Raw genomic sequence first — 23,181 nt, 5'->3', positions numbered from 1 at the left:
TACAGAGGACATATGACTGAACCTTTCTCTGAAGACCACACCCTGGACCCCTTCGACGACGAGCCGATGACCGGGGACCTCGACCTGGAGGACCGCCGGGCACTGCGCCGCGTGGCGGGCCTGTCCACCGAGCTCACCGACGTCACCGAGGTCGAGTACCGGAAGCTGCGCCTGGAGCGGGTCGTCCTGGTGGGCGTCTGGACCGACGGCACGGCCGAGGAGGCCGACAACTCCCTGCGCGAGCTCGCGCTGCTGGCCGAGACGGCCGGCTCGGAGGTGCTGGAGGGCCTGGTCCAGCGCCGCCACCGTCCCGACCCGGCCACCTACATCGGCTCGGGCAAGGCCGCCGAGCTGCGCGACGTGGTGATCTCCACCGGCGCCGACACCGTCATCTGCGACGGCGAGCTGGCGCCCAGCCAGCTGCGGCACCTGGAGGAGACCGTCCAGGTCAAGGTGATCGACCGCACCGCGCTGATCCTCGACATCTTCGCCCAGCACGCCAAGAGCCGCGAGGGCAAGGCGCAGGTCGAGCTGGCCCAGCTCAACTACCTGCTGCCGCGGCTGCGCGGCTGGGGCGGCAACCTGTCCCGGCAGGTCGGCGGCCGGGCCGCCGGCGGCGTCGGCATCGGCGGCCGCGGCCCCGGTGAGACCAAGATCGAGCTGGACCGGCGGCGCATCCGCACCCGGATGGCCAAGCTGCGCCGCCAGATCGCCGAGATGGGCAAGTCGCGCGACACCAAGCGCGGCGAGCGCCGCCGCAACGCGGTGCCCGCCGTCGCCATCGCCGGGTACACCAACGCCGGCAAGTCCTCGCTGCTCAACCGGCTGACCGGCGCGGGCGTGCTGGTGGAGAACGCGCTGTTCGCCACCCTCGACCCGACCGTCCGCCGGGCCGAGACGCCGGGCGGGCGCGCCTACACGCTGGCCGACACCGTCGGATTCGTCCGGCACCTGCCGCACCAGCTGGTCGAGGCGTTTCGCTCCACCCTGGAGGAGGTGTCCGACTCCGGGCTGATCCTGCACGTGGTGGACGGCTCCGACGCCGACCCCGAGGCCCAGCTCGACGCGGTGCGCGAGGTGTTCCGCGAGATCGGCGCCGACAAGGTGCCCGAACTGGTGGTCATCAACAAGGCCGACGCCGCCGACGACCTGGCGATCGCCCGGCTGCGCCGCCGCGAGCCCAACAGCGTCGTGGTGTCGGCCCGTACCGGGCAGGGCATCGAGGAGCTGCGCGCCGTGATCGAGGAGCGGCTGCCGGGCCTGGACGCCGAGGTGCGGGTCCTGCTGCCCTACGGGCGCGGCGACCTGGTCACCCAGGTGCACGAGCGCGGCGAGGTGCTGGCGCAGGAGCACCAGGCCGAGGGCACGGCGCTGCACGCGCGGGTCCCGGCCGACCTGGCGGGGGAGCTGGCCCCGTTCGAGGTGGCGGCGACCACCTCCTGAGCGCACGACGCCGTCGGCCCGGCCGGGAAACCGGCCGGGCCGACGCGTGCGCGCCCCGATTTCGCGAAGACCCGGTCGCCGAACGGTGACAGCTTCTCCATTCCGCTTGACGCGCCTTCCGGATTCCGTACGGTCTTATGACTAAGGGGCGGGGTGATGGCGACATGCTCGACGGCCGGAAACTTTCACGAATTAACAAGAGGTTTGCGTACTTTGTCCGGTTGTTGTGCCGTGGTGGCCTGGCCCGATCCGCGTTCCCGCCGCCGCCCGCGGGCCGCCGCCCGCGCCGCCGGAACTTATCGCTGGGCTCCCGCGTTTGCCGGCCAGAGGTTGTCGGGCGGGCCTTCAGTGCACTACCGTGACGAAACCGATATCTGCGGTCTCGTTGCTCATGGTGGCCACCCGGCCACCGACCCTCCAACGGTGAACCGCCGGCACCCAGTCGGCGTTGCGGATCGAGAGCAGGTGGCCCCTCCCATGGCGTCCGGTACCGCGGCCCGCGCCGCTTCGTCCCCCTCGGGTCGGTGACCCTATGACGGTACGGCTGTTGACGAACATCGGCCGGCTCTGGACGGGCACCGACGTCTGCAGCAACGCCGCCGTCCTCATCCACGACGACCGCATCGTGTGGGCCGGCCCCGCCTCGGACCTCCCGCAGAGCGTGCCGGGCATCATCGACGACATCGTCGACGTCGACCACGTGGAGAACCTCGGCGGCGGCCTGGTCACCCCCGGGCTGATCGACGCCCACTCGCACCCGGTCTACGCGGGCAACCGCTGGGCCGAACTGGCGATGCGCACCTCCGGGTCGTCCCACTCGGCCATCACCGCCGCGGGCGGCGGCGTCAACTCCACCGTCACCGTGACCCGCGGCACCGACCCCTGGACGCTCTGCAACGCGGTCCGCGAGCGGCTGCGCCAGTGGATCCTGGCGGGCACCACCACCGTCGAGGCCAAGACCGGCTACCACCTGACCCGCGACGGCGAGCTGGCCGACATCCGCATGTTGCGCTCGCTGGAGGGCGAGCCGTCGATGCCGCGCGTGCACGCCACCTTCCTGGCCGCGCACATCCTGCCGCCGGAGTTCTTCGGCCGCCGCCGCGACTACATCGAGGCCGTGCGGCTGTGGGCGGGCGACGCGGCCGCGGCGGGCGCCGACTCCATCGACGTCTACTGCGACGAGGGCCACTTCACCGCCGAGGAGGCCCGCGCCCTGCTGCTGACCGGCAAGCGCGCCGGGCTGAAGGCCCGCATGCACGCCTGCGCCAACGAGCGCGTCGGCGCGGCCCAGGTCGCCGCCGAGGTCGGCTGCGCGTCGGCCGACCTGCTGACCCACGCCAACGAGGACGACATCAAGGCCCTGGCGCACGCCGGCGTCACCGCCACCGTCTGCCCCGGCAGCGCCCTCAACAGCTCCCGGCCGCCCGCCCCGGTCCGCGCGATGCTCGACCGCGGCGTCACCGTGGCGCTCGGCACCGACCACAACCCCGGCCAGTGCGGCATCACCTCGATGCCGCTGGTCATCGGCCTGTCGGTGGCGATGTACGGCCTGTCGGTCACCGAGGCGCTGCGCGCGGCCACGCTCGGCGGCGCGGCCGCCCTGCGGGTCGGCGACCGGGGCTCGCTGGCGCCGGGGATGCTGGCCGACATCGTGTTGTGGGACGCCGACCACGAGGGCGCGTTCGCGTGGGCGTTCGGCCTGCGCGCGTTGCGGGTGTGGCGCGGCGGCGCGCCGGTCCAGCCCTGACATCGGCCCGTGACGACGGCGGCATCGCCAGGGGGTAGGTTCGCTTCCATGAGCGCGGTCGCGGTCGTCACCGATTCCACCGCCTACCTTCCCGCCGACCTCGTCGAGCGGCACCGCCTGACGGTGGTCCCCCTGCAGATCGCGATCGGCGGCGCGGTCCGCGACGAGGACGACCTGACCACGGCCGAGGCGGCGCGGGCGCTGAAGGAGTGGCAGCCGGTCACCACCTCGCGCCCGGCCCCCGAACGGTTCGCGCACGCCTACAAGGCGGCGGCGGGCGGCGGCGCGCGGGAGATCGTCTCGGTGCACCTGTCGGCGGCGATGTCGGGCACGGTGGAGGCGGCCCGCATGGCGGCCGAGGAGGCGCCGGTCCCCGTGCACGTGGTGGACAGCGGCACCATCGGCCTGGGCCTGGGGTTCGCGGCCCTGTCGGCGGCGGCCGCGGCCCTGCGCGGCGAGGACGCGGCCGGGGCCGTCGCGGCGGCGCAGCGGCGGGCCGACGAGTCCCGCTCCCTGTTCTATGTGGACACCCTCGAACACCTGCGGCGCGGCGGCCGCATCGGGGCCGCGGCGAACCTGCTGGGCTCGGCGCTGATGGTGAAGCCGCTGCTGGGCATCGACCAGGGCAAGATCGCCCCTTTGGAGAAGGTGCGCACGTCCTCTCGCGCGCTGGCGCGCCTGACGGAGCTGGCGGTCGCGGAGGCGGGCGACCGTCCCGTGGACCTGGGCGTGCAGCACCTGGCGGCGGAGGGCCGCGCGGAGACGCTGGCCGCCCGGCTGCGGGAACGCATCCCGAACGTCGAGGACATATACCTGGGCGAGGTGGGCCCCGTCATCGGCGCGCACGTGGGTCCGGGGATGCTGGGCGTGGTGGTGGCGCCCCAACTGCCCCGCTAAACGATCGGTTATCCACAGGCGGGCGAAACCCCTTCCGCCCCACCGCCCGCCTGCCTACCGTCGAACGCATGAAGCTCCACGACCGGTTGCGCCGCCCCACCCCGTTCGGCGAGGGCACACCTCTGGGTCCACCGCGCAACGCCCCGCCCGCCGCGCACTTACGGTCCTCGCCGGACCCGCCCGAACGTGTCCGCATCCCGGCGGCCGAAGAACCTGGCCCTCGCGTGCCCACGACCAAGGACCTGCTCGCGGGCCCGAAGAGCGTCCGCATTCCCGGCATCGACGACCTGGACCCGGGCCCGAGGAGCATCCGCACGCTGATCGTGATCGGCGTGATCGCGGCCCTGGCGGCGGTCGCGTACCTATGGATGGCCCGCCCAACACCAGAACCGGCCCCCTCCGTCCAGTCAGCTCCGTCCGCGTCGCCCGACCCCCAAACGCCCCAACCCCTGCCCTCTCCTTCGACCAACGTGACGGTCCACGTCTTCGGCAAGGTGAAAGACCCCGGCGTGATCTCCCTCCCCACCGGATCACGCATCGCGGACGCGATCAAAGCCGCAGGCGGAACGCGCCCGGACGCGACGACGGGCACCCTGAACCTCGCCCGCAAGCTGCAAGACGGCGAACAGATCCCGGTAGGCGTCCCTGCTCCGACCCCACCCCCGAACCAACCCGCCGCAGACACCGCCCCCTCCACTACCGGCGGCACGACGAACGTGGACCTCAACAACGCCTCGGCCGCCGAACTGGACGCGCTGCCCGGCGTGGGCCCGGTGCTGGCCCAGCGGATCGTGGAGTACCGCACCCAGCACGGCGGCTTCCGCTCGGTGGAACAACTCCAGGAGGTCACGGGCATAGGCGCCCGCCGCTTCGCGGAACTGAAACCGATGGTGCGGATATGAGCACCCCCGACCCTCCAGAACGGGGCCCTGACCTGCACCTGGTGGCCCCGGCCCTGGCGGTCTGGCTGACAGCGGCCCTGACGCTGGGCTTCTCCCCGCTCATCGCCTACACGACCGCAGCCGCCACAACCCTGACCGCCCTGGCCCTACTAACCAAAGCCCGCCGCACCCGCCAGCCTCTCCCGCGACGGTTCCACCGGCGCCCGCGCCCATGGCGTCAGCCATGGCTGTACCTGCGGCCAGGAGCGAGCCAGCGGCAGAGACGCGGCCACGACCAGGGACAGGGCCACGGCCGGGGATACGAGCACGGTCAGGGAGATAGCCACGACCACGGACACGACCGGAACCAGGAACAGGGCTACAACGACGGACAGGACCACGACCACGACCGGGACCAGGAACAGGGCTACGACCACGACCAGGGACATGACCAAGGTCAGGAGCGGGACCAGCGGCGGAACGGCTTCTGGGGCCAGCGCGGGGACGGAAGCCGCAGACGGCATCAGAGCCATGACGGAAGCCGGAGCCACCAGCAGCGAGAGCGAAGGCGATGGCAAGGAGTGATGGGGATGGTCCTGGTGTGTGCGGCGGCGTCGGCGGTCGGGGTCGGGTTGCGGGGCTCGGCGGTGGCGAGCGGACCGGTCAGGGAAGTGGCCAAGGCCAAGGAACGGGTGACGGTCGAAGCCGTGGTCACTGCAGATCCGCAGGTCACGCGTGGCACAGGGCGGATGATCCTGCTGGTGCGGGCGCGTGCCGAGGCGTTGTGGCGTGACGGGCGGCGGACCGGGGTCCGGGTTCCGGTGTTGCTGATCGCCGGAGACCCGCAGTGGCGCGGGTTGTTGCCGAGCCAGCGGGTGCGGTTGACCGGGCGGCTGGAGCCGCCGCGCGGCGGCGAACTGCTGGCCGCCGTGGTGGCCGTCCGGGGCCCGCCGTCGCTTCTCGGCGCGCCCTCGACGGTCCAGCGCGCGGCCGAGACGGTCCGCGCGCGGCTGCGGCAGGCGACCGAGCGGCTGCCGCCCGACCAGCGGGGCGTGTTGCCCGGCATGGTCGTCGGCGACACCTCGCGCCTCGACCCCCGGCTCGCCGAGCAGTTCCGGACGGCCGGGCTGACACACCTGCTGGTGGTGTCGGGCGCGAACCTGGCGATCGTCATCGGGGCGGTCATGGGATTGTGCCGGGCGGTCGGACTGGACCGCCGGTCCGCGCCCCCGGTGGTGCTCTGCGCGGTGCTGGCGTTCGTGGTGGTGGCCCGGCCGGAGCCCAGCGTGCTGCGGGCGACGGTGATGGGCATGATCGGCCTGCTGGCCTACACCAGCGGCCGACAGCGTCAAGGCGTGTCCGCGCTGAGTGCCGCCGTACTGGTGCTGGTGCTGATCGACCCCGCGCTGGCACGGTCGTACGGGTTCATACTCTCGGTGCTGGCCACGGCCGGACTGCTGGTGCTGGCCCCGGGCTGGCGGGACCGCCTGCGCCGTCGGCTGCCCGGCCCGCTCGCCGACGCCGTCGCGGTGGCAGCGGCCGCCCAGATCGCCGTCGCACCGGTCCTGGTGATGCTCTCGGGCGAGATCGGCATCGTCGCCCTGGCCGCCAACCTCCTGGCAGCCCCGGCCGTCGCACCCGCGACGCTGCTGGGAGCGCTCGGCGCGCTGACGGCGCTGGTGACGGTGCCGGTGGCGCAGTTCGTGGTGTGGCCCGCCGGCCTTGCCGCAGGCTGGATCGCCGGAATCGCCCGCCTGGCCGCCGCGCTGCCGTACGCGACCGTGCCCTGGAAGAACGGCGGGTTGGGAGCACTGTCGCTGCTGGTGGCCGGTGCGATCGCCGTCCTGGCCCTGAGGTCTCGCCGCGTGCGATTGGTCATGGCGGCCGCCCTGGCCGGTGTGCTGATCGGCGTCATCGCGCTACGCGCGATCATGCGGGGGTGGCCGCCCCCGTCGTGGGCGATGGTGGCCTGTGACGTAGGGCAAGGCGACGCCCTGGTGCTGGCCGCCGGGCCGGGCCGGGCGGTGGTGGTGGACGCCGGGCCCGATCCCCGGACGGTCGACGCGTGCCTGGACAGGCTGGACGTCCGGGAGGTGCCGCTGCTGGTCCTCACCCACCCGCACGCCGACCACATCGACGGCATCGCGGGCGTCCGCCAGGGCCGCGCGGTGCGGACGACGCTGACCACACCACGCTCGTCCGGCCGCGAAGCACGGCTCGGCCGGGGCCTGGACATCCGCGCGGCCCTCCCCGGACAACGCTGGAACGTCGCCGATCTCACGCTCTCGGTGCTCGGGCCGTTGTCGGTCGGCCCGCACCTTGCGGGCACCGACGACGGCAGCACGATCAACAACGCCAGCCTGGTGCTGGTCGCCCGGAGCCCCGGGTTCAGCGCCCTGCTGGCCGCCGATGTGGAGCTGGAGGCACAACGGTCGCTGGCATCGCTGGTGCCTCCGGTGCAGGTCTTGAAGATTCCGCACCACGGATCGCGAAGCCAGGACCGGGCTTTCCTGGCGGCGGCGCGGGCCCCGATCTCCCTGATCTCGGTCGGGAAGGACAACGACTACGGCCACCCGTCCCCGGCGACGCTGTCCCTGCTGCAAGGCCTGGGCACCCGGGTCTACCGCACCGACAAGGCGGGGGACATCGCCGTCACCCGCACGGCCGCCGGTCTCGCGGTCGTCCAGAGAGGATGAGCGCCCCTGACCCAAACCCGAACCCGAGCCCAAACCCGAACCCGAACCCGAACCCGAACCCGAACCCGAACCCGAACCCGAACCCGATGCTCTGAGATACCCCCATGTCCTGCGGTGCCCATGTCCTGCGGTGCCCATGTCCTGCGGTGCCCATGTCCTGCGGTGCCTTGCCCTCGTGCCCCTGGCCCCGCCATGTCCCCATGCTTTGAGGTCCTGATGTGAAATTGCTGGAGGAGGCGACGGCAGGGACACGATGGTGGGAGTGGGGCGGCGCGATCATGGGGTGGGGCGTGGCATGCTGCTGGGGTGCCAGCGGACGCCATCACCCTGATCGTCGGAGACGAAGAGCTGCTCGTGGAGCGGGCCATCGGCGAGGTGGTCGCCAGTGCCCGGTCCGCCGATCCCGAGACCGAGGTGATCGATCTGCTGCCGGGCGGGCTGGAGCCCGGACGGCTGGCGGAGCTGACCTCGCCGTCGTTGTTCGGCGGGGCCAAGGTCCTGGTGTTGCGGTCGGCCCAGGATCTCGGCAAGGACCTGAGCGCCGAGGTGCTCAAGTACGTCAGGACTCCGGCGCCCGAGGTCGCGCTGGTCGCGGTGCACCACGGCGGGGCCAAGGGCAAGGCGCTGGTGGACGGGCTGGGCAAGGCGGGGGCCCGCAAGGTCTCCTGCCCGAAGATCAGCAAGGCGGGGGAGCGCATCGACTTCGTGCGGGCCGAGTTCCGGCGGCACGGCGGGAAGATCTCCGTGGACGGCGCGCGCACGCTGGTGGAGGCGGTCGGCAACGACCTGCGGGAGCTGGCGGGCGCGGCGAGCCAGCTCATCTCCGACACCGGCGGCAAGGTCGACGACGCCGCCATCGCCCGCTACTACCGGGGGCGCGCGGAGGTCAGCGGGTTCACCGTCGCCGACAAGGCGGTCGAGGGACAACTCGCCGAGGCGCTGGAGCAGCTCCGCTGGGCGCTGGCCACCGGCGTCGCGCCCGTCCTGATCGTCAGCGCGCTCGCGCAGGGCGTGCGGGGGCTGGCCAAGGTCGGCGGGGCTCCGCGCGGCGCGCAGCCCGCCGCGTTGGCCCGGGATCTCGGGATGCCGCCCTGGAAGATCCAGCGTGTGCAGAAGCAGTTGCGGGGCTGGTCCGGCGACGGGGTCGCGCGGGCGCTCACCGCGGTCGCCAAGGCCGACGCGCAGGTCAAGGGCGGGGCCGCCGACGCCGCCTACGCCCTGGAGAAGGCCGTGGGCGACATCGTCGCCGCCCGCTCGATGCGCTGAGGGGCGCGGCGTCAGGGCAGATTGGCGCGGATCGAGGTCAGGAGACCTTCGACCAGGGGGTCGTCGTGGCGCGCGGGGAGATGCACGGCGTAGTACGGGACCGGGGGCAGATCCGTGATCTCGCGTTGGACCATGCCCTTGGGGGGACGGACGCAGCCATTGACTACGGCCAGGCCCACGCCCAGGGATGCGAAATGCAGGATCAGCGGCCATCCGGTCGCCTCCACCGCGATCGTCCAAGGGACCTCGGCTGCGCGCAGGGCTCGTTCCAGCATGATCCGGTGCGGGCCGTGGGGTGGCGGAACCACCAGCGCGGCTCCCGCCAGGTCTTGCAGGGGCAGGGTGGGGCGAGACGCCAGCGGGTGGTCTTCGGGGACGACCAACGTCTGCGGGTAGGTCGCCAGCGGCGTTGCTTCCAGGTCGGTGGGCAGCACGTCCAGTACGGCCACGCCCAGGTCCGCCCGGCCGGTGCGGACGGCGGTCAGGGTGCGGGCGCGGTCGGCGTTGATCAGGCGCGGGCGGGGCGAAGCCGTGCGCACCGTCTCGCCGAGCAGGTAGAGGAAGGCACCTTCGCCTGCGGCCAACGTTGGGATGCGTTCGGGGGAGGTGCCTTGTAGCTCGGCCAGGAAGGAGGTCGTGCGGGTTTCCAGGTCGCGCGCGAAGCGGGCCACCGCCTCGCCCTCAGGGGTGAGGTGAAGGCGGCGGCCTTCGCGACGGTAGAGAGGGCGGCCCAGCGAGTCGGCCAGTTTCTGCACTTTGACGTGCAGGGACGGCTGTGAGATATGCAGCTCTTCCGCCGCCCGCGTGAAGTTCAGATGCTCGGCGAACACCGCGAACGAGGCAAGGGCGTCTGCGGACATCCTTCCTAGATGCATAGTCGGAGGCTATAGCTGGACGGAGTATCCATAGTTCTGTTTTGGGGCTGCGGAAACCAGCCTTGGAGCATGAACACGGGAAACGAACTCCGGCTCGGCATCGACTTCGGCCGCGTCATCCACGGCGGTCCGCTCGCGCCCGGCGGCGCCGACACCGCCTTCCTCAGCGGGAGCTTCGAGGACGCCATGGCCTCGCCCGCCACCGACGGCGCGTTCGAGGTGCTGCCGGACCTCGTCGCCCGGTTCGGCGGGCGCGCCTGGATCATCTCCAAGTGCGGCGAGCGGGTGCAGCGGCGCACGCTGGCCTGGCTGGACCGGCACGACTTCTACGAGCGCACCGGGCTGCGGCGCGGCAACGTCCGCTTCTGCCGCAAGCGCAGCGGCAAGGCCGGGCACTGCGCCGAACTCGGCATCACCCACATGATCGACGACCGGGACGAGGTGTACCGGGTCCTGGAGGGGATCGTGCCCTACCGCTACCTGTTCGGGCCGCAGCCGGACGGCGTGGCCGGCGGGACGCGCAATCCGCTGGGCTGGGCGGAGACGGTCGAGATGATCAGCGCAGATATCGCGGCGGCACCGACGCCACCAGCCACACCCCGTTCGCGCTGACCCGGAACGGGTGACCGGCCTCGGCCATCCGCGCGGCCTCGACCGTCAGGACGACCGGCTCGCCCCGGCGGGCCCCCACGCGCCGCGCGGTCTCCGCATCGGGGGACAGGTGCACCGCGTGCCTGGCCATCGGGCGCAGGCCCTCGCGGCGGATCGCCTCCAGGGCCGCCGCCACGGTGCCGTGGTAGAGCAGGTCGGGCGGGACCGCGACCGGCAGGTCCAGGTCCACTTCGATCGAATGACCCTGGTTCGCCCTGATGCGGCGGCCCTCGGCGTCGAAGGCGTAGCGCTGCTTGTCGTTGGCGGCCACCACGTGCTCCAGCTCCGCCCGCGTCACCGGGAAGCCGTGCCGCGCGCACGCCGCCAGCAGCTCGTCCACCTCCGCCCAGCCGTCGGGCGAGAGGGTCAGCCCGATGCGCTCGGGCCGGTGCCGCAGGTGCTTGGCCAGGTACTTGGAGATCTTCACCTGCCGGCGGTCGTCCATGGCGGCCCTTCCGGTACGGCGACGAGGCCGCGGTCCCCAGGGGACCGCGGCCTCGTCGGAGCGCAGCGTTACTCGGCGGGACCGAGCGGCGTCACTTGGCCTGCAGCTCGGCGGCCTGGCGGGCGATCGCCGACTTGCGGTTGGCGGCCTGGTTCTTGTGGATGACGCCCTTGCTCACGGCCTTGTCGAGCTTGCGGGCGGCGTTGCGCTGAGCGGCCACCGCGTCCTCGACGTTGCCCGCCTCAGCGGCCTCGCGGAACTTGCGGATGGCCGTCTTCAGCTCGGACTTGACGGCCTTGTTGCGAAGGCGGGCCTTCTCGTTCTGCTTGTTCCGCTTGATCTGGGACTTGATGTTAGCCACGTCGTAGTGCCTCAGCTTGGTTGCGATCCTCGCCTGCCACCCGGAAGCGGGGCAGGCTCCAACGAACGTTAAACGGGGCGACGGTGCCCCGGGGCACGACGCTACGCCACACGCAGTGGCTCAGCTTACCAATCCCCGGGGCGGGCCCAAAACCGGAAGCGGTGCACAGAGCACGGCGCAGGGCATGGGACTATGGGATACGGCAAGATCTGCCACTTCCCTGTCCACCAGCTGAGTTTGCGAACGGATTTCGGTGCCAGCGCCTGAGCCCAACAAGACCGACCCCGCGATCATCCGCAACTTCTGCATCATCGCGCACATCGACCACGGCAAGTCCACGCTGGCCGACCGCATGCTGCAGTTGACCGGGGTCGTCGAGGAGCGCCAGATGCGCGCCCAGTACCTCGACCGGATGGACATCGAGCGCGAGCGCGGCATCACCATCAAGAGCCAGGCGGTGCGGCTGCCGTGGACCGGCGCCGACGGCACCGACTACGTGCTGAACCTCATCGACACCCCCGGCCACGTGGACTTCTCCTACGAGGTGTCCCGGTCGCTGGCCGCGTGCGAGGGCGCGGTGCTGCTGGTGGACGCCGCGCAGGGCATCGAGGCGCAGACGCTGGCCAACCTGTACCTGGCGCTGGAGGCCGACCTCCACATCATCCCGGTGCTGAACAAGATCGACCTGCCCGCCGCCCAGCCGGACAAGTACGCCGAGGAGCTGGCCGGCATCATCGGCTGCGAGCCCGCCGACGTGCTGCGCGTCTCCGGCAAGACCGGCGAGGGCGTCACCGAGCTGCTCCACCGCATCGTCGAGACGGTCCCGGCCCCGGTCGGCGACCCCGACGGCCCGGCCCGCGCGCTGATCTTCGACTCGGTGTACGACACCTACCGCGGCGTGGTCACCTACGTCCGGATCGTGGACGGCCGCCTGTCGCGCCGCGAGAAGAGCATGATGATGTCCACCGGCGCCGCGCACGAGACGCTGGAGGTCGGCGTCATCTCGCCCGAGCCCAAGCCGGTGGCCGGCCTGGGCGTCGGCGAGGTCGGCTACCTGATCACCGGCGTGAAGGACGTGCGGCAGGCCCGCGTCGGCGACACCGTCACCACCGCCTCCCGCCCGGCCCCCGACTCGCTCGGCGGCTACCAGGACCCCCGGCCGATGGTGTTCTCGGGCCTGTACCCGATGGACGGCGACCAGTACCCCGACCTGCGCGACGCGCTGGACAAGCTGCGGCTGAACGACGCCGCGCTGGTCTACGAGCCGGAGACCTCGGCCGCGCTCGGCTTCGGTTTCCGCTGCGGCTTCCTCGGCCTGCTGCACATGGAGATCGTCCGGGAGCGGCTGGAGCGCGAGTTCAACCTCACGCTGATCTCCACCGCGCCCAACGTCGTCTACCGCGTGGTGATGGAGGACGGCACCGAGCACGTGGTGACCAACCCCAGCGAGTTCCCCGAGGGCAAGATCGGCCAGGTGTACGAGCCGATCGTCAAGGCCACGCTGCTGTCGCCCAGCGACCACATCGGCGCGATCATGGAGCTGTGCCAGGGCCGCCGCGGCGTGCTGCTCGGCATGGACTACCTGTCGGAGGACCGGGTCGAGATCCGCTACACGCTGCCGCTGGCGGAGATCATCTTCGACTTCTTCGACCAGCTGAAGTCGCGCACCCGCGGCTACGCCTCGCTGGACTACGAGCCCAGCGGCGAGCAGGAGTCCGACCTCGTCAAGGTGGACATCCTGCTCCAGGGCGAGTCGGTGGACGCCTTCAGCCAGATCGTCCACAAGGACAAGGCCCGCGAGTACGGCCTGATGATGACGGCCAAGCTCAAGGAGCTCATCCCTCGGCAGCAGTACGAGGTGCCCATCCAGGCCGCCGTCGGCGCCCGCATCATCGCCCGCGAGAACATCCGCGCCATCCGCAAGGACGTCCTCGCCAAGTGCTACGGCGGCGACATCTCCCGCAAGCGCAAGCTGCTGGAGAAGCAGAAGGAGGGCAAGAAGAGAATGAAGACGATCGGCCGCGTCGACGTTCCTCAGGAAGCCTTCGTCGCCGCCCTGTCGACGGGCGAGAGCGCGGAGAAGCCGAAGAAGTAGCGGCTGCGCCGCTGGCAAGAAGCGCATGCTGTGCTACCAGCGGCCGCGTCGACGTTCCTCAGGAGGCCTTCGTCGCCGCCCTGTCGACGGGTGAGAGCGCCGAGAAGCCCAAGAAGTAGGACGACCCCCGCCGTCCCCGGACCGCCGAGCGTTCCGGGGACGGCGCATGTTACGGGGGATATCGCAAAGCGGTGGTAACGGGGTGTCCGCGAGAGGACACTGGGCGTTGTGAACCACACGCTGCTGCATCAGGTTCTCGTCTCGGATCTCGTGGTCCCCGTCGGGCTGGCCGAGGAACCCGGCCAGGAGTCGCTCACCGGCTTCGGCGCCCGGCTCGCCCATGACACCTGGATCCGCTGCGACCTGATGGTCTACCGCAAGGACCAGGCGCGCGGCGACCTCTGGTACATCCGGGGCGCCCCGCTGCTGGCCGTCGAGGTCGTCTCCGACGCCTCCCGCTCCGCCGACCTCGGCCCGAAGAAGGACCTGTACGAACGGTTCGGGGTGCCGTCCTACTGGGTGGTGGACCTCAAGGGCGACGAGCCCGAGATCCGCGTGCACGAGCTGGCCGGCGACGGCCGCTACGCCGAGCGGGCCCGGGTCGGCCGGGGCCACCGCGTCGCGCTCACCCGGCCGTTCGGGATCGAGCTGACCCCCGACCAGATCTTCGACCGGCTGCCCGGCCGCGCCGCCCCCCGAAGGAGAGCCACCGTGTCCCACCAGGCCCCGGCCCGCCAGGCGGGCCCCGACCTGCCGCACAGCGAGGAGCCCATCCTCATCGACGCGTTCGGGCACCGCTGGCCGACCGGCGCGGAGAAGATCGAGCTGTGGGACGGCTGCCCCGTCTTCTACGGCGAGTGGGACGAGCGCGACGTCGCCATCGCCGAGCGCGCCTACCCCGGCCGCGTGGTGCGGCTGGACCAGCCGCCCGGCGAGCCCGGCACGATGACGATCATGCCGGGGCCCGCCGCCGAGGACGGCTGACCGCCCCCGGCCGGCCCTACTTGACCAGCGGCCAGGCCAGGAACGGCGGCACCTGCCGGAACTCGCCCCGGTTGGCGGCGCGCGCCGCGTACACCAGGTAGCACATGATCGCGGCGGTGAAGGCCAGCGGCACCCAGATCAGCGGCTCGAACAGCATCTGGAGCAGCAGTCCCGCCGTCCACACCACCACCGACGCGATGCCCATGTTCAGGCCCTGCGCCGCGTGCCGGCGGACGAACGGCGACCGCGCCCGGCCCAGGTACACGGCGGCGGGCGCGATCACCGCGACCAGGAACTGGCCCACGTAGGCCATCAGCGCCCAGGTCTTGTCTTCGTCGCTCACCGGGCCGTAGTGGCCGGGCATCGGCGTGGTCCCCGGGGAGGGCGGCGGCTGCTGCCAGCCACCGGGCGGCGGCGGGGGCTGCTGCCAGCCGCCCTGCGGCGCCTGACCGCCCTGCCAGGGCGACTGCTGCGCGCCGGGCCGCGGACCGTGGCCGGGCGACGGGGGCTGCCCGTAGGCCATGGGGGAGTCCTCCGAGTTCCTGGGGGCTATTGGCGAAGTGTACGACTACTTCGACGCGCCCGGAGTTCGCGGGTTCCCCCGGTTATCGCCTCACGGCCGCCACACCACCGCCGACGGGCGCGCGGCCGTCAGGACGGCCGAGCCGCTCCACCGGACCGCCGACGCCCCCGGCAGGTACGACCGGTTCAGGAAGAAGCCCCGGTTGAGGGCGGTCACGGTCGCGGGGGCGCCGTTGTCGCCGAGCCCGACCGGCCGCCGGACCGCCTCGACGGAGGCGATGTCGGCGGCGGTGGTCCCGGCGGGCAGCTCGACGGTCGTGGCCGCCGCGCCGTCGCGCTCGATCGACCACGTCGGCTCGCCGTGGTCGGAGCGGTAGAGCCGGGACGGGTCCCGCCGCAGCCGCACGCCCAGCGTCACGCCCGGGGCCGACCCGCTCCCGGTGGCCGCGCCGGTGCGCTTGACCAGCTCCGCGTACAGGTAGGTCCGCTGGTCGCCGACCTCGCGGGTCGCGGGGTCGGACCGCTTCTCGATCTTCCCCTCGCGCACCATCTCCTGCGCCATGACCCGGTAGGTCCAGGGCTCGCGGTCCATGACGGCCTCGCGGGCCCGCCCGGCGGGCAGCGTGCGCGAGGCGTCCGGCAGGAACCGCAGCGGTGACCCCGGCATGATCACGTCGCACATGTTGTTGTTCTGCGTGCACGTCTGGAGCACCGGGTGGTCGCCCTCGTAGCGGCCGGTGAACTTCAGCGTCAGGTGTTGCGGGGCCTGGTAGACGCCGGTGCCCGGCACGCGCCGCCCGGCCGCGTCCACCTCCACCCGGTACACCCACTCGATGTCGGTGGTACGGCCCCAGCGGGCCATCAGCGCGGGGCTGTCGGTGCCGCCGTCCTCGTTGCTCCACACCACCGAGTACTCCAGCACCCGGTGCCCGGCCGTGGCGGCGGGCCGCGCCTCGTGCCAGGCGATCAGCGGGGTGTCGGTGCGCGCGTTCTGGTAGGCGTCGCCGAACGGCCAGCCGGTCCGCCCCACCACGATCGGCGCGTGCCGCAGGGCGAGCTGGTCCGCCCGTGGCATCCGCACCCGCGTCCCGGCGAGCACGACGCGCCGTGCCGCGGCGGCGCTCCCCTTGGCGAACCGCAGCGTCACCTTGTGGCGGCCGCGCTTGACCGCGCCCAGGCCCAGGCTGCGCGGCGTCGGGTCGGCGGACGGCACCACCAGGTCGGTCACGTGCCGCCCGTCCACCGCGACCGACACCACGGCGGCCTCGGCGCCCTTGCGCGCCCAGGAGACGCCGGGCGCGGCGGCGCGGAAGGCGATGACGGCCTCGCCGTCGCGGTCGGCGGTGAACGGCACGGTGCGGGCGGGGCCGCCGCGCTGCACGACCAGCGGGCCGGAGGCGGCGGCGGGGACGGCGGTCAGGCCGCCCGCCAGGGCGAGGGTGGTGAGGCCGAGGACGAGGTGACGCGCGCGGCTGGTCATGAGCGGTGAATGTAGGGAGGCGGGGTTGCGTTCAGGTGACGAACGGGCCCCGCGTGCATGACGGGTCCGTTGCGCCCGGTCTGCGGCGGCCCGTTCACGGCGGCCCATCCAAGGAGACCCGCCCGCGCGGCCCGTCACCGCCAGCCGTGTGCCAGCGCCTCCGGCAGCCGCAGCCCCGCCGCGCCGAACCGGCCGGTCTCCGCCGGGTGCAGCGCCAGCCCCATCGCCGGGACCCGCACCACCCCGTGCCGCCGGACGATCTCGTGCCCGAGGCCGTCCAGCAGCTCCAGCACGTCGGCCACGGGCTCGTCCAGCAGGTCGATGCCGTCCAGCCGGAACCGCAGCTCGGGATTGCCGCCCCAGGCCGTCAGCCGCACCGCGTGCAGCTCGCCGAGCCGCTCGGCGCCGTCGGAGCCGCGCTGGGTGGAGGCGTGCAGCACGCTGCGCCCGACCCGCACGCTGCGGTGGTCGTCCCAGCCGCACAGGAAGCTCGCCTGCGGCGCGGGTGAGCCGTGCGCGCCCGCCAGCGTCTCCAGCGTGCTCCACACGTCGGACGCCAGCGTGGAGAACAGCAGGTGCGCGTCGGGCAGGACGGCCCCGCGCCCCGGCTCCAACGTCACCACCAGCGGCGCGACCTCGCCGGGGAAGCGCGCCGGGTCCGCGTCGCGCAGGGTGACCAGGCCCTCCCACACGCACGGCTCCTCGACCTCGAACCAGGCGATGTCGGCCTCGGCGCCCAGCTCGCCGAAGGTGCGGTCGGTGAGGGTCCAGGCCAGGCGCTCGCGCAGCGCCCCGGCGGTCTCGGCGAGCCTGCGCCGCCACCAGCCCGGCTCGGGCCCGCCGCGCGGCCCCTCGGCCCAGCCGGTGCCGCCGCCGGGCAGCTCGCCCCGCTCGGGCGCGCCGTGGTCGTAGCCGAACTCGTAGTGCCACCCGGCGGGCCCGCCGCGCAGCAGCACCCGCGCGGGCAGGCGCCCGAACGCCGCCGCCTCCTGTCCTCGCATCCGGCGACCCTATCCGGCGGGGCGCGCGGCGGCGCCCCGGACGATGCGGCGATCTTGTGGGGATCGGGCCCGGAACGTCCCGCAACCTCCCCGGACCGGGCCCGACGGGATCGGCGCGACACGGCGGCCCTCCCGCGACCCGCGCGGATCTGTCGGTACGGTCGGAGCGACCGCACGCACAGGGTTTCCGGAGGTTCCAAGCGTGACGCGATCCGAGCAGGTTCTCCGCACTCCGAAGGAGCGGGAGACGGTGAACGGCGTGGTCCGCGCGCTGCGCTCGGGCGCCCCGTTCGGGTGGGAAAGGCTCGGTCTGGAGTTCCGCGCCACGATCGGCATCGACAGCGTCTCCTTCGAGATCGTCGACTCCGCCGGCACGGTCAGCGTGGCCATGCCGCCCGGCCAGGCCGTGAGCAAGCTCGACGAGCTGCGCCGGGTGATGTACCGGCACGGCACGGGGGCCTGGTTCACCGCGCGCCTGGAGGTGGAGCGGGCGGGCCGGTTCAGCGTGGAGTTCGACTACGACGGCGAGCCCGACTTCACGCCGCCGCTGACCCCGGACGCCTACGCCCTGGACCTGGACCGGTTCCCGCGCACCGCCGAGCACATCCCGGGCTGGCTGCGCGCCAAGCTGCGCGCCGCCGAGCTCTCGGAGCGGTCCACCCGCTGACGGCCGCAGGCCGCCGACGGTCCGAGCAGCGCCGGGGGCACGGCAGACTGGAACGGTGCCCGCGACCCTGCCCGACGGCGACCCCGTACCGTACGACGGCGCGCTGCCCGGCAGCGCCCTGACCGGCCTGGGGGAGCGCCCCTTCGCCTTCTACGTGCACGTGCCCTTCTGCGTGACGCGCTGCGGGTACTGCGACTTCAACACCTACACCGCCACCGAGCTGGGTCCGGGCGCGAGCCGCGACTCCTACGCCGACACCGCCATCGCCGAGGTCCGCATGGCCCGCCGCGTGCTCGGCGCTGCCGACCTGCCCGTGCGGACGGTCTTCGTCGGCGGCGGCACCCCCACCCTGCTGCCGCCCGGCGACCTCGGCCGCGTCCTGGCGGCGATCGACGCCGAGTTCGGCCTGGCCCCCGGCGCGGAGGTCACCACCGAGGCCAACCCCGAGACCGTCGACCCCGCCTACCTGGACGGGTTGCGCGCCGCCGGGTTCACCCGCGTCTCCTACGGGATGCAGAGCGCCCGCGAGCACGTGCTGAAGGTGCTGGAGCGCACCCACACCCCCGGCCGGGTGCCGCAGGTGGTGGAGTGGACCCGCGCGGCCGGGTTCGAGCACGTCAACCTCGACCTGATCTACGGCACGCCCGGCGAGAGCGACGACGACTGGCGCGCCTCGCTGGAGGCGGCGCTGGCCTGCGGCCCCGACCACGTGTCGGCGTACGCGCTGATCGTGGAGGAGGGCACCCGGCTGGCCGCGCAGGTCCGCCGGGGCGAGCTGGCCGCCCCCGACGACGACGCGATGGCCGACCGCTACGCCATGGCCGACGAGCTGCTGAGCGCGCACGGCCTGCACTGGTACGAGATCTCCAACTGGGCCGCCTCGCCCGAGGCGGCCTGCCAGCACAACCTGCTCTACTGGACCGGCGCCGACTGGTGGGGCGTCGGCCCCGGCGCGCACAGCCACGTCGGCGGCACCCGCTGGTGGAACGTCAAGCACCCCGCCGCCTACGCCGCCCGCCTCGCCGAGGGGACGACGCCCGCGCACGCCCGCGAGGTCCTGACCGACGACGACCGGCGCGTCGAGCGGATCATGCTGGAGCTGCGGCTGGCCGACGGCTGCCCGGCCGACCTGGTGGACGACGCCGCGGTCCGGCCGCTGATCGCCGCGGGCCTCGTCGCGGAAGAGCCCTACCGCGAGCGCGCCCGCGCGGTGCTCACCCCGCGCGGGCGCCTGCTCGCCGACGCCGTGGTCCGCGACCTGACCTGACCGTGACTACTTGATCATCGGCCAGGCCATGAAGGCCGGGAAGCGGTACCACTCGCCCCGGTTGGCGGCGACCGCCGCCATGATGATGAACACCAGCGTCGCCACCGCCTGGACCAGCGCGGTCACGATGCCGATCAGCACGAACATCAGCACGAAGTTGATCAGACCGTAGAAGATCTGCGTGATGCCGAAGTTCAGCCCCTGCACGCCGTGGTGGCGCAGGAACGGCGACTCGTCCTTCTTGACCAGGTAGACCACCAGCGGCGAGAACACGCCGAACAGGAGCTGGCCCAGGTGGCAGAGCAGCCCCCAGGTGCGCTCGTCGGAGGACGGCTGGCCGGTGTAGGCCGACCCGTACGGCTGCATCTGGCCGCCGTAGGCGGGCGCCTGGCCGTACCCGGCGTACTGGTCGTGCCCCGGCTGGCCGTACCCGGGCTGCTGCCCGTATCCCGGCTGGCCGTACCCGGGCTGCTCGTAGCCCGACTGCCCGTAGCCCGGCTGGCTGTTGCCCGGCTGCCCGTAGCCGGACTGCCCGTACCCCGGGTGACTGCTGCCCGATTGTCCGTAGCCCGGCTGCTGCCCGTACGGGTCCTGCCCGTACCCGGGCTGGCCCTGGTATCCGGGCCCCTCAGGGGGATTGGTCATGCCATGCTCCTCACTCGAACGGCGGGGGGCCGGGGGCGGTCACGAAATCGATCAGTTCCTCGACCCGGCCCAGGAGCGCCGGCTCAAGATCGGTGAAGCTCGACACCGACCCCAGGATGCGTTGCCATCCCGCGCCCACGTTGTCCCCCCAGCCGAGTGCTTGGAGCACCCCTTCCTTCCAGGGTACGCCGCGCGGCACGCGGGGCCAGGCCGCGATGCCGACGGCGGCCGGCTTGACCGCCTCCCAGACGTCGACGAACGGGTGCCCGGTCACCAGCACGTACGGCGACGTCACCTGCGCCGCGATCCGGCTCTCCTTGGACCCGGCCACCAGGTGGTCCACCAGCACCCCGAGCCGCCGCCCCTCGCCGGGCCCGAACTCCGCGACGATGGCGGGCAGGTCGTCCACGCCCTCCAGGTACTCCACGACCACGCCCTCCACCCGCAGGTCGTGGCCCCAGATCTTCTCCACCAGCTCGGCGTCGTGCCGGCCCTCGACGTAGATGCGGCTCTCCTTGGCCACCTTCGCCCGCAGTCCCCGCACCGCGACCGATCCCGACGCCGAGCGCGCCGGGGCCTTCGGCGCGGCGGCGGGCCGCACCAGCGTGACCGGCCTGCCGTCGATCAGGAAGCCCGCCGCCGTCAGCGGGAACACCCGCCTGTTGCCGAACCGGTCCTCCAGCGTCACGCCGAACTTGTCGCAGCCGACCACCGCCCCGCAGAACCCGCTGTCGGGATCCTCGGCCACCAGGCCCGGCTCGGCGGGGATCTCCGGGATCTGACCCTTGCGGGGCAGCCGCCAGTCGCCCGCCAGAACGTCGTTTCCGTAGTCCTTACTCTGCACAGGTCGGCACATTAATCCAGCCGGGCGCCCGCGGTCGCGGCCCCGCGATCTCCCGGCGTGGCGGGCGCCGCGCGACCCGGACCCTCCAGAGTGGCCCCGCCGGGCCGTACACTTGGCACTCGGAAGCAAGGAGTGCCAGTACGGGGGCAGCGGAGGTGACCACGTGCTCGACGACCGGAAACTCGCGGTCCTGCGCGCCATTGTCGAGGACTACGTCTCCACCAACGAGCCGGTCGGCTCCAAGTCCTTGGTGGAGGGCCACAACCTGGGCGTGTCCTCGGCGACCATCCGCAACGACATGGCGGTGCTGGAGCAGGAGGGGTACATCACCCAGCCGCACACCAGCGCGGGCCGGGTGCCCACCGACAAGGGCTACCGGCTGTTCGTGGACCGGCTGTCCACGATCAAGCCGCTGTCGTCGGCCGAGCGCCGCGCCATCGAGACGTTCCTGAACGGCGCCTACGACCTGGACGACGTGGTCGGCCGCACCGTGCGGCTGCTGGCCCAGCTCACCCGGCAGGTCGCGGTCGTGCAGTACCCCTCGCTGACCCGCTCGACGGTGCGGCACGTGGAGCTGGTCCCGGTGGCGGCGCACCGGCTGCTGCTGGTGCTGATCACCAACACCGGCCGGGTCGAGCAGCGGGTGATCGAGACCCCCGCCCAGCTGACCGAGGAATCGATCGGCCACCTGCGGGCGTTGCTCAACACGTGCCTGGACGGGTGCGGCCTGGGCGAGGTGCCCACGGCCGTGGCCGACCTGCCGGAGAAGGTCGGCGCCGACGAGCGGCCGGTCGCGGCCTCGGTGTTGTCGGTGCTGCTGGAGACGCTGGTGGAGAAGCACGAGGAGAAGATCGTGTTCGCCGGCGCCGCCAACCTGGCCCACGTGGACTTCTCGCAGAGCCTGCGGGACGTCCTGGAGGCGCTGGAGGAACAGGTCGTGCTGATGCGGCTGCTCGGCGAGACCGGCGATTCCTCTACTGTTACGGTGCGGATCGGCACCGAGAACCCCGACGAGGGGCTCCGGTCCACCTCGGTCGTCGCCGCCGACTACGGCGTGGGCGACCTCACCCTGGCCCGGCTCGGAGTGCTCGGGCCGACACGCATGGATTACCCCGGCACGATGGGAGCGGTACGCGCAGTGGCACGCTACGTGGGACAGATCCTGGCGGGGTCGTAAGTGGCCAACGACTACTACGCGACCCTCGGCGTCCGGCGCGACGCCAGCCCGGACGAGGTCAAGAAGGCGTATCGCCGGCTCGCCCGCGAGCTCCACCCGGACGTCAATCCGGACCCGGAGACGCAGGAGAAGTTCAAGGAGATCACCCAGGCCTACGAGGTGCTCTCCGACCCGCAGAAGCGGGAGATGTACGACATGGGCGCCGACCCGTTCGCGCGCGGCGGCGCCGGGGCGGGCGCCGGCGGCTTCGGCGCGGCCGGGTTCCCCTTCAGCGACATCATGGACGCCTTCTTCGGCACCGCGTCCGCGCGCGGCCCGCGCAGCCGGGCCCGCCGCGGCCGCAACGCCACGCTGCGCGTCGAGCTCGACCTGAACGAGACCGCCTTCGGCACCACCCGCGAGCTGTCCATCGACACCGCGGTCGCCTGCACCTCCTGCCAGGGCGAGGGCACCGCGCCCGGCACCCGCCCGGAGACCTGCGAGACCTGCGAGGGCCACGGCGAGGTCGTCATGCGGCAGCGCTCGTTCCTCGGCGAGGTCCGCACCGCGCGCCCCTGCCCGCAGTGCGGCGGCTTCGGCAGCGTGATCCGCACCCCCTGCCCCGAGTGCTCGGGCGACGGCCGGGTCCGCACCCGCCGCACCGTCAAGGTCAAGATCCCGGCGGGCGTGGAGAACGGCATCCACATCCAGCTGGCGGGCGAGGGCGAGGTCGGTCCCGGCGGCGGCCCGCCCGGCGACCTGTTCCTGGAGATCGTGGAGAAGCCCCACGCGATCTTCGAGCGGGAGGGCGACGACCTGCACTGCACCGTCGAGATCCCGATGACCGCCGCCGCCCTCGGCACCAGCGTCACCGTGGAGACCCTGGACGGCGCCGAGGACGTCGACATCAAGCCCGGCACCCAGTCCGGCCAGGTGATCACCCTGTACGGGCGCGGCGTGCGCCACCTCAACGAGTCCGGCCGCGGCGACCTGCTCATCCACGTGACCGTGGAGACCCCCGGCAGGCTCGACGAGGAGCAGGAGGAGCTGCTGCGCAGGCTGGCCAAGCTGCGCGGCGAGGAGCGCCCGCCCGGCAAGTTCGCGCCGGGCCAGCGGGGCGTGTTCTCCCGGCTGCGGGACGTGTTCAACCAGCACTGAAGAGAGACCGTGGCGGCCTATCACGAGGGCCGCGACGGCTGACGGCCCCCCGTCGCGACCCGAGTGCGGTCGCGGCGGGGTTCTGTCGTCTGAGGGCAGC

Annotated in this window: 22 protein-coding genes and 1 pseudogene; 14 read left to right on the top strand and 9 right to left on the bottom strand. The window is 72.8% G+C overall.

The genetic code is table 11. The features are described from left to right. Window positions 1-12 precede the first annotated feature (12 nt). From hflX to AH6_RS15275, 4 genes are all read left to right on the top strand, one after another. On the top strand, window positions 13-1,443 hold the full coding sequence (hflX, locus tag AH6_RS15290; RefSeq protein WP_067479885.1) for a GTPase HflX: 1,431 nt from the start codon (window positions 13-15) through the stop codon (window positions 1,441-1,443). Window positions 1,444-1,975: 532 nt separating this feature from the next. Continuing rightward, on the top strand, window positions 1,976-3,190 hold the full coding sequence (gene hutI, locus AH6_RS15285) for an imidazolonepropionase (protein WP_067479883.1): 1,215 nt from the start codon (window positions 1,976-1,978) through the stop codon (window positions 3,188-3,190). 48 nt (window positions 3,191-3,238) lie between these two features. Then, the gene (locus AH6_RS15280; protein WP_067479881.1) at window positions 3,239-4,087 is read left to right on the top strand and encodes a DegV family protein; all 849 of its coding nucleotides are present in this window, start codon (window positions 3,239-3,241) and stop codon (window positions 4,085-4,087) included. A 68-nt stretch (window positions 4,088-4,155) separates the two neighbouring features. Beyond that, window positions 4,156-4,989 (top strand): ComEA family DNA-binding protein, encoded by an 834-nt coding sequence (locus AH6_RS15275; protein WP_083982870.1) that lies wholly within the window; start codon window positions 4,156-4,158, stop codon window positions 4,987-4,989. 149 nt (window positions 4,990-5,138) lie between these two features. On the opposite strand, the gene AH6_RS45895 is transcribed toward AH6_RS15275, so the two are convergent. After that, window positions 5,139-5,492: a hypothetical protein gene (locus AH6_RS45895; RefSeq protein ID WP_245679315.1), complete on the bottom strand. Its 354-nt coding sequence runs from the start codon at window positions 5,490-5,492 to the stop codon at window positions 5,139-5,141. Window positions 5,493-5,546: 54 nt separating this feature from the next. On the opposite strand from AH6_RS45895, the pseudogene AH6_RS46615 reads away from it, so the two are divergent. The 3 genes and pseudogenes from AH6_RS46615 to holA form a co-directional block, all read left to right on the top strand. After that, window positions 5,547-5,867: pseudogene (locus tag AH6_RS46615) on the top strand (ComEC/Rec2 family competence protein); the annotation flags it as partial. A gap of 165 nt (window positions 5,868-6,032) precedes the next feature. Beyond that, the gene (locus tag AH6_RS15265; protein WP_281180238.1) at window positions 6,033-7,664 is read left to right on the top strand and encodes a ComEC/Rec2 family competence protein; all 1,632 of its coding nucleotides are present in this window, start codon (window positions 6,033-6,035) and stop codon (window positions 7,662-7,664) included. A gap of 306 nt (window positions 7,665-7,970) precedes the next feature. After that, window positions 7,971-8,930 carry a DNA polymerase III subunit delta gene (gene holA, locus AH6_RS15260; protein ID WP_067479875.1) on the top strand — a complete coding sequence of 320 codons (960 nt, stop codon included), beginning with the start codon at window positions 7,971-7,973 and terminating at the stop codon, window positions 8,928-8,930. An 11-nt stretch (window positions 8,931-8,941) separates the two neighbouring features. Here the strand turns inward: holA and AH6_RS15255 are convergent, their stop codons facing one another. Beyond that, entirely contained in the window at window positions 8,942-9,790 is an 849-nt protein-coding gene (locus AH6_RS15255; RefSeq protein ID WP_245679314.1) for a LysR family transcriptional regulator, read from the bottom strand. A gap of 84 nt (window positions 9,791-9,874) precedes the next feature. Between AH6_RS15255 and AH6_RS15250 the strand changes: the two genes are divergently transcribed. Beyond that, complete coding sequence (locus AH6_RS15250) at window positions 9,875-10,417, top strand: hypothetical protein (RefSeq protein ID WP_067479871.1); 543 nt, start codon at window positions 9,875-9,877, stop codon at window positions 10,415-10,417. Here AH6_RS15250 and AH6_RS15245 read toward each other — a convergent pair. After that, window positions 10,362-10,901, bottom strand: coding sequence for an RNA 2'-phosphotransferase (locus AH6_RS15245; RefSeq protein WP_067479869.1), 540 nt, complete (start codon window positions 10,899-10,901; stop codon window positions 10,362-10,364). The genes AH6_RS15250 and AH6_RS15245 overlap by 56 nt on opposite strands. A 91-nt stretch (window positions 10,902-10,992) precedes the next feature. Continuing rightward, window positions 10,993-11,262 carry a 30S ribosomal protein S20 gene (rpsT, locus tag AH6_RS15240; RefSeq protein WP_067479867.1) on the bottom strand — a complete coding sequence of 90 codons (270 nt, stop codon included), beginning with the start codon at window positions 11,260-11,262 and terminating at the stop codon, window positions 10,993-10,995. Between the two features lie 253 nt (window positions 11,263-11,515). On the opposite strand from rpsT, the gene lepA reads away from it, so the two are divergent. Then, window positions 11,516-13,357: a translation elongation factor 4 gene (lepA, locus tag AH6_RS15235; protein WP_067479865.1), complete on the top strand. Its 1,842-nt coding sequence runs from the start codon at window positions 11,516-11,518 to the stop codon at window positions 13,355-13,357. Window positions 13,358-13,585: 228 nt separating this feature from the next. Then, a complete protein-coding gene (locus tag AH6_RS45335) occupies window positions 13,586-14,341 on the top strand; it encodes a Uma2 family endonuclease (RefSeq protein ID WP_067479863.1) in 756 nt (251 codons plus the stop codon). Between the two features lie 16 nt (window positions 14,342-14,357). Here AH6_RS45335 and AH6_RS15225 read toward each other — a convergent pair whose 3' ends face one another. The 3 genes from AH6_RS15225 to AH6_RS15215 form a co-directional block, all read right to left on the bottom strand. Then, window positions 14,358-14,864 carry a DUF4870 domain-containing protein gene (locus AH6_RS15225; RefSeq protein ID WP_067479861.1) on the bottom strand — a complete coding sequence of 169 codons (507 nt, stop codon included), beginning with the start codon at window positions 14,862-14,864 and terminating at the stop codon, window positions 14,358-14,360. 90 nt (window positions 14,865-14,954) lie between these two features. After that, complete coding sequence (locus AH6_RS15220) at window positions 14,955-16,343, bottom strand: hypothetical protein (RefSeq protein ID WP_067479859.1); 1,389 nt, start codon at window positions 16,341-16,343, stop codon at window positions 14,955-14,957. Between the two features lie 134 nt (window positions 16,344-16,477). Next, on the bottom strand, window positions 16,478-17,344 hold the full coding sequence (locus AH6_RS15215) for a hypothetical protein (RefSeq protein ID WP_067479857.1): 867 nt from the start codon (window positions 17,342-17,344) through the stop codon (window positions 16,478-16,480). A 202-nt stretch (window positions 17,345-17,546) separates the two neighbouring features. Here AH6_RS15215 and AH6_RS15210 point away from each other — a divergent pair, with 202 nt between their 5' ends. After that, window positions 17,547-18,011 carry an antitoxin YezG family protein gene (locus tag AH6_RS15210; RefSeq protein WP_067479855.1) on the top strand — a complete coding sequence of 155 codons (465 nt, stop codon included), beginning with the start codon at window positions 17,547-17,549 and terminating at the stop codon, window positions 18,009-18,011. A gap of 55 nt (window positions 18,012-18,066) precedes the next feature. Continuing rightward, window positions 18,067-19,278 (top strand): radical SAM family heme chaperone HemW, encoded by a 1,212-nt coding sequence (gene hemW / locus AH6_RS15205; RefSeq protein ID WP_067479853.1) that lies wholly within the window; start codon window positions 18,067-18,069, stop codon window positions 19,276-19,278. A gap of 6 nt (window positions 19,279-19,284) precedes the next feature. On the opposite strand, the gene AH6_RS15200 is transcribed toward hemW, so the two are convergent. After that, on the bottom strand, window positions 19,285-19,923 hold the full coding sequence (locus tag AH6_RS15200; RefSeq protein ID WP_067479851.1) for a DUF4870 domain-containing protein: 639 nt from the start codon (window positions 19,921-19,923) through the stop codon (window positions 19,285-19,287). A gap of 10 nt (window positions 19,924-19,933) precedes the next feature. Next, window positions 19,934-20,767 carry a DUF3097 domain-containing protein gene (locus tag AH6_RS15195; RefSeq protein WP_245679313.1) on the bottom strand — a complete coding sequence of 278 codons (834 nt, stop codon included), beginning with the start codon at window positions 20,765-20,767 and terminating at the stop codon, window positions 19,934-19,936. Window positions 20,768-20,930: 163 nt separating this feature from the next. Between AH6_RS15195 and hrcA the strand changes: the two genes are divergently transcribed. Then, window positions 20,931-21,944: a heat-inducible transcriptional repressor HrcA gene (hrcA, locus tag AH6_RS15190; RefSeq protein ID WP_067479847.1), complete on the top strand. Its 1,014-nt coding sequence runs from the start codon at window positions 20,931-20,933 to the stop codon at window positions 21,942-21,944. Next, entirely contained in the window at window positions 21,945-23,081 is a 1,137-nt protein-coding gene (gene dnaJ, locus AH6_RS15185) for a molecular chaperone DnaJ (RefSeq protein WP_067479845.1), read from the top strand. Window positions 23,082-23,181 lie beyond the last annotated feature (100 nt).

Source organism: Actinomadura hibisca NBRC 15177 (assembly GCF_001552635.1).
GTDB classification, from domain to species: Bacteria; Actinomycetota; Actinomycetes; order Streptosporangiales; family Streptosporangiaceae; genus Spirillospora; species Spirillospora hibisca.
The sequence above is the reverse complement of the archived record's forward strand: the minus strand, read 5'-3'. Positions and strand labels throughout refer to the sequence as shown.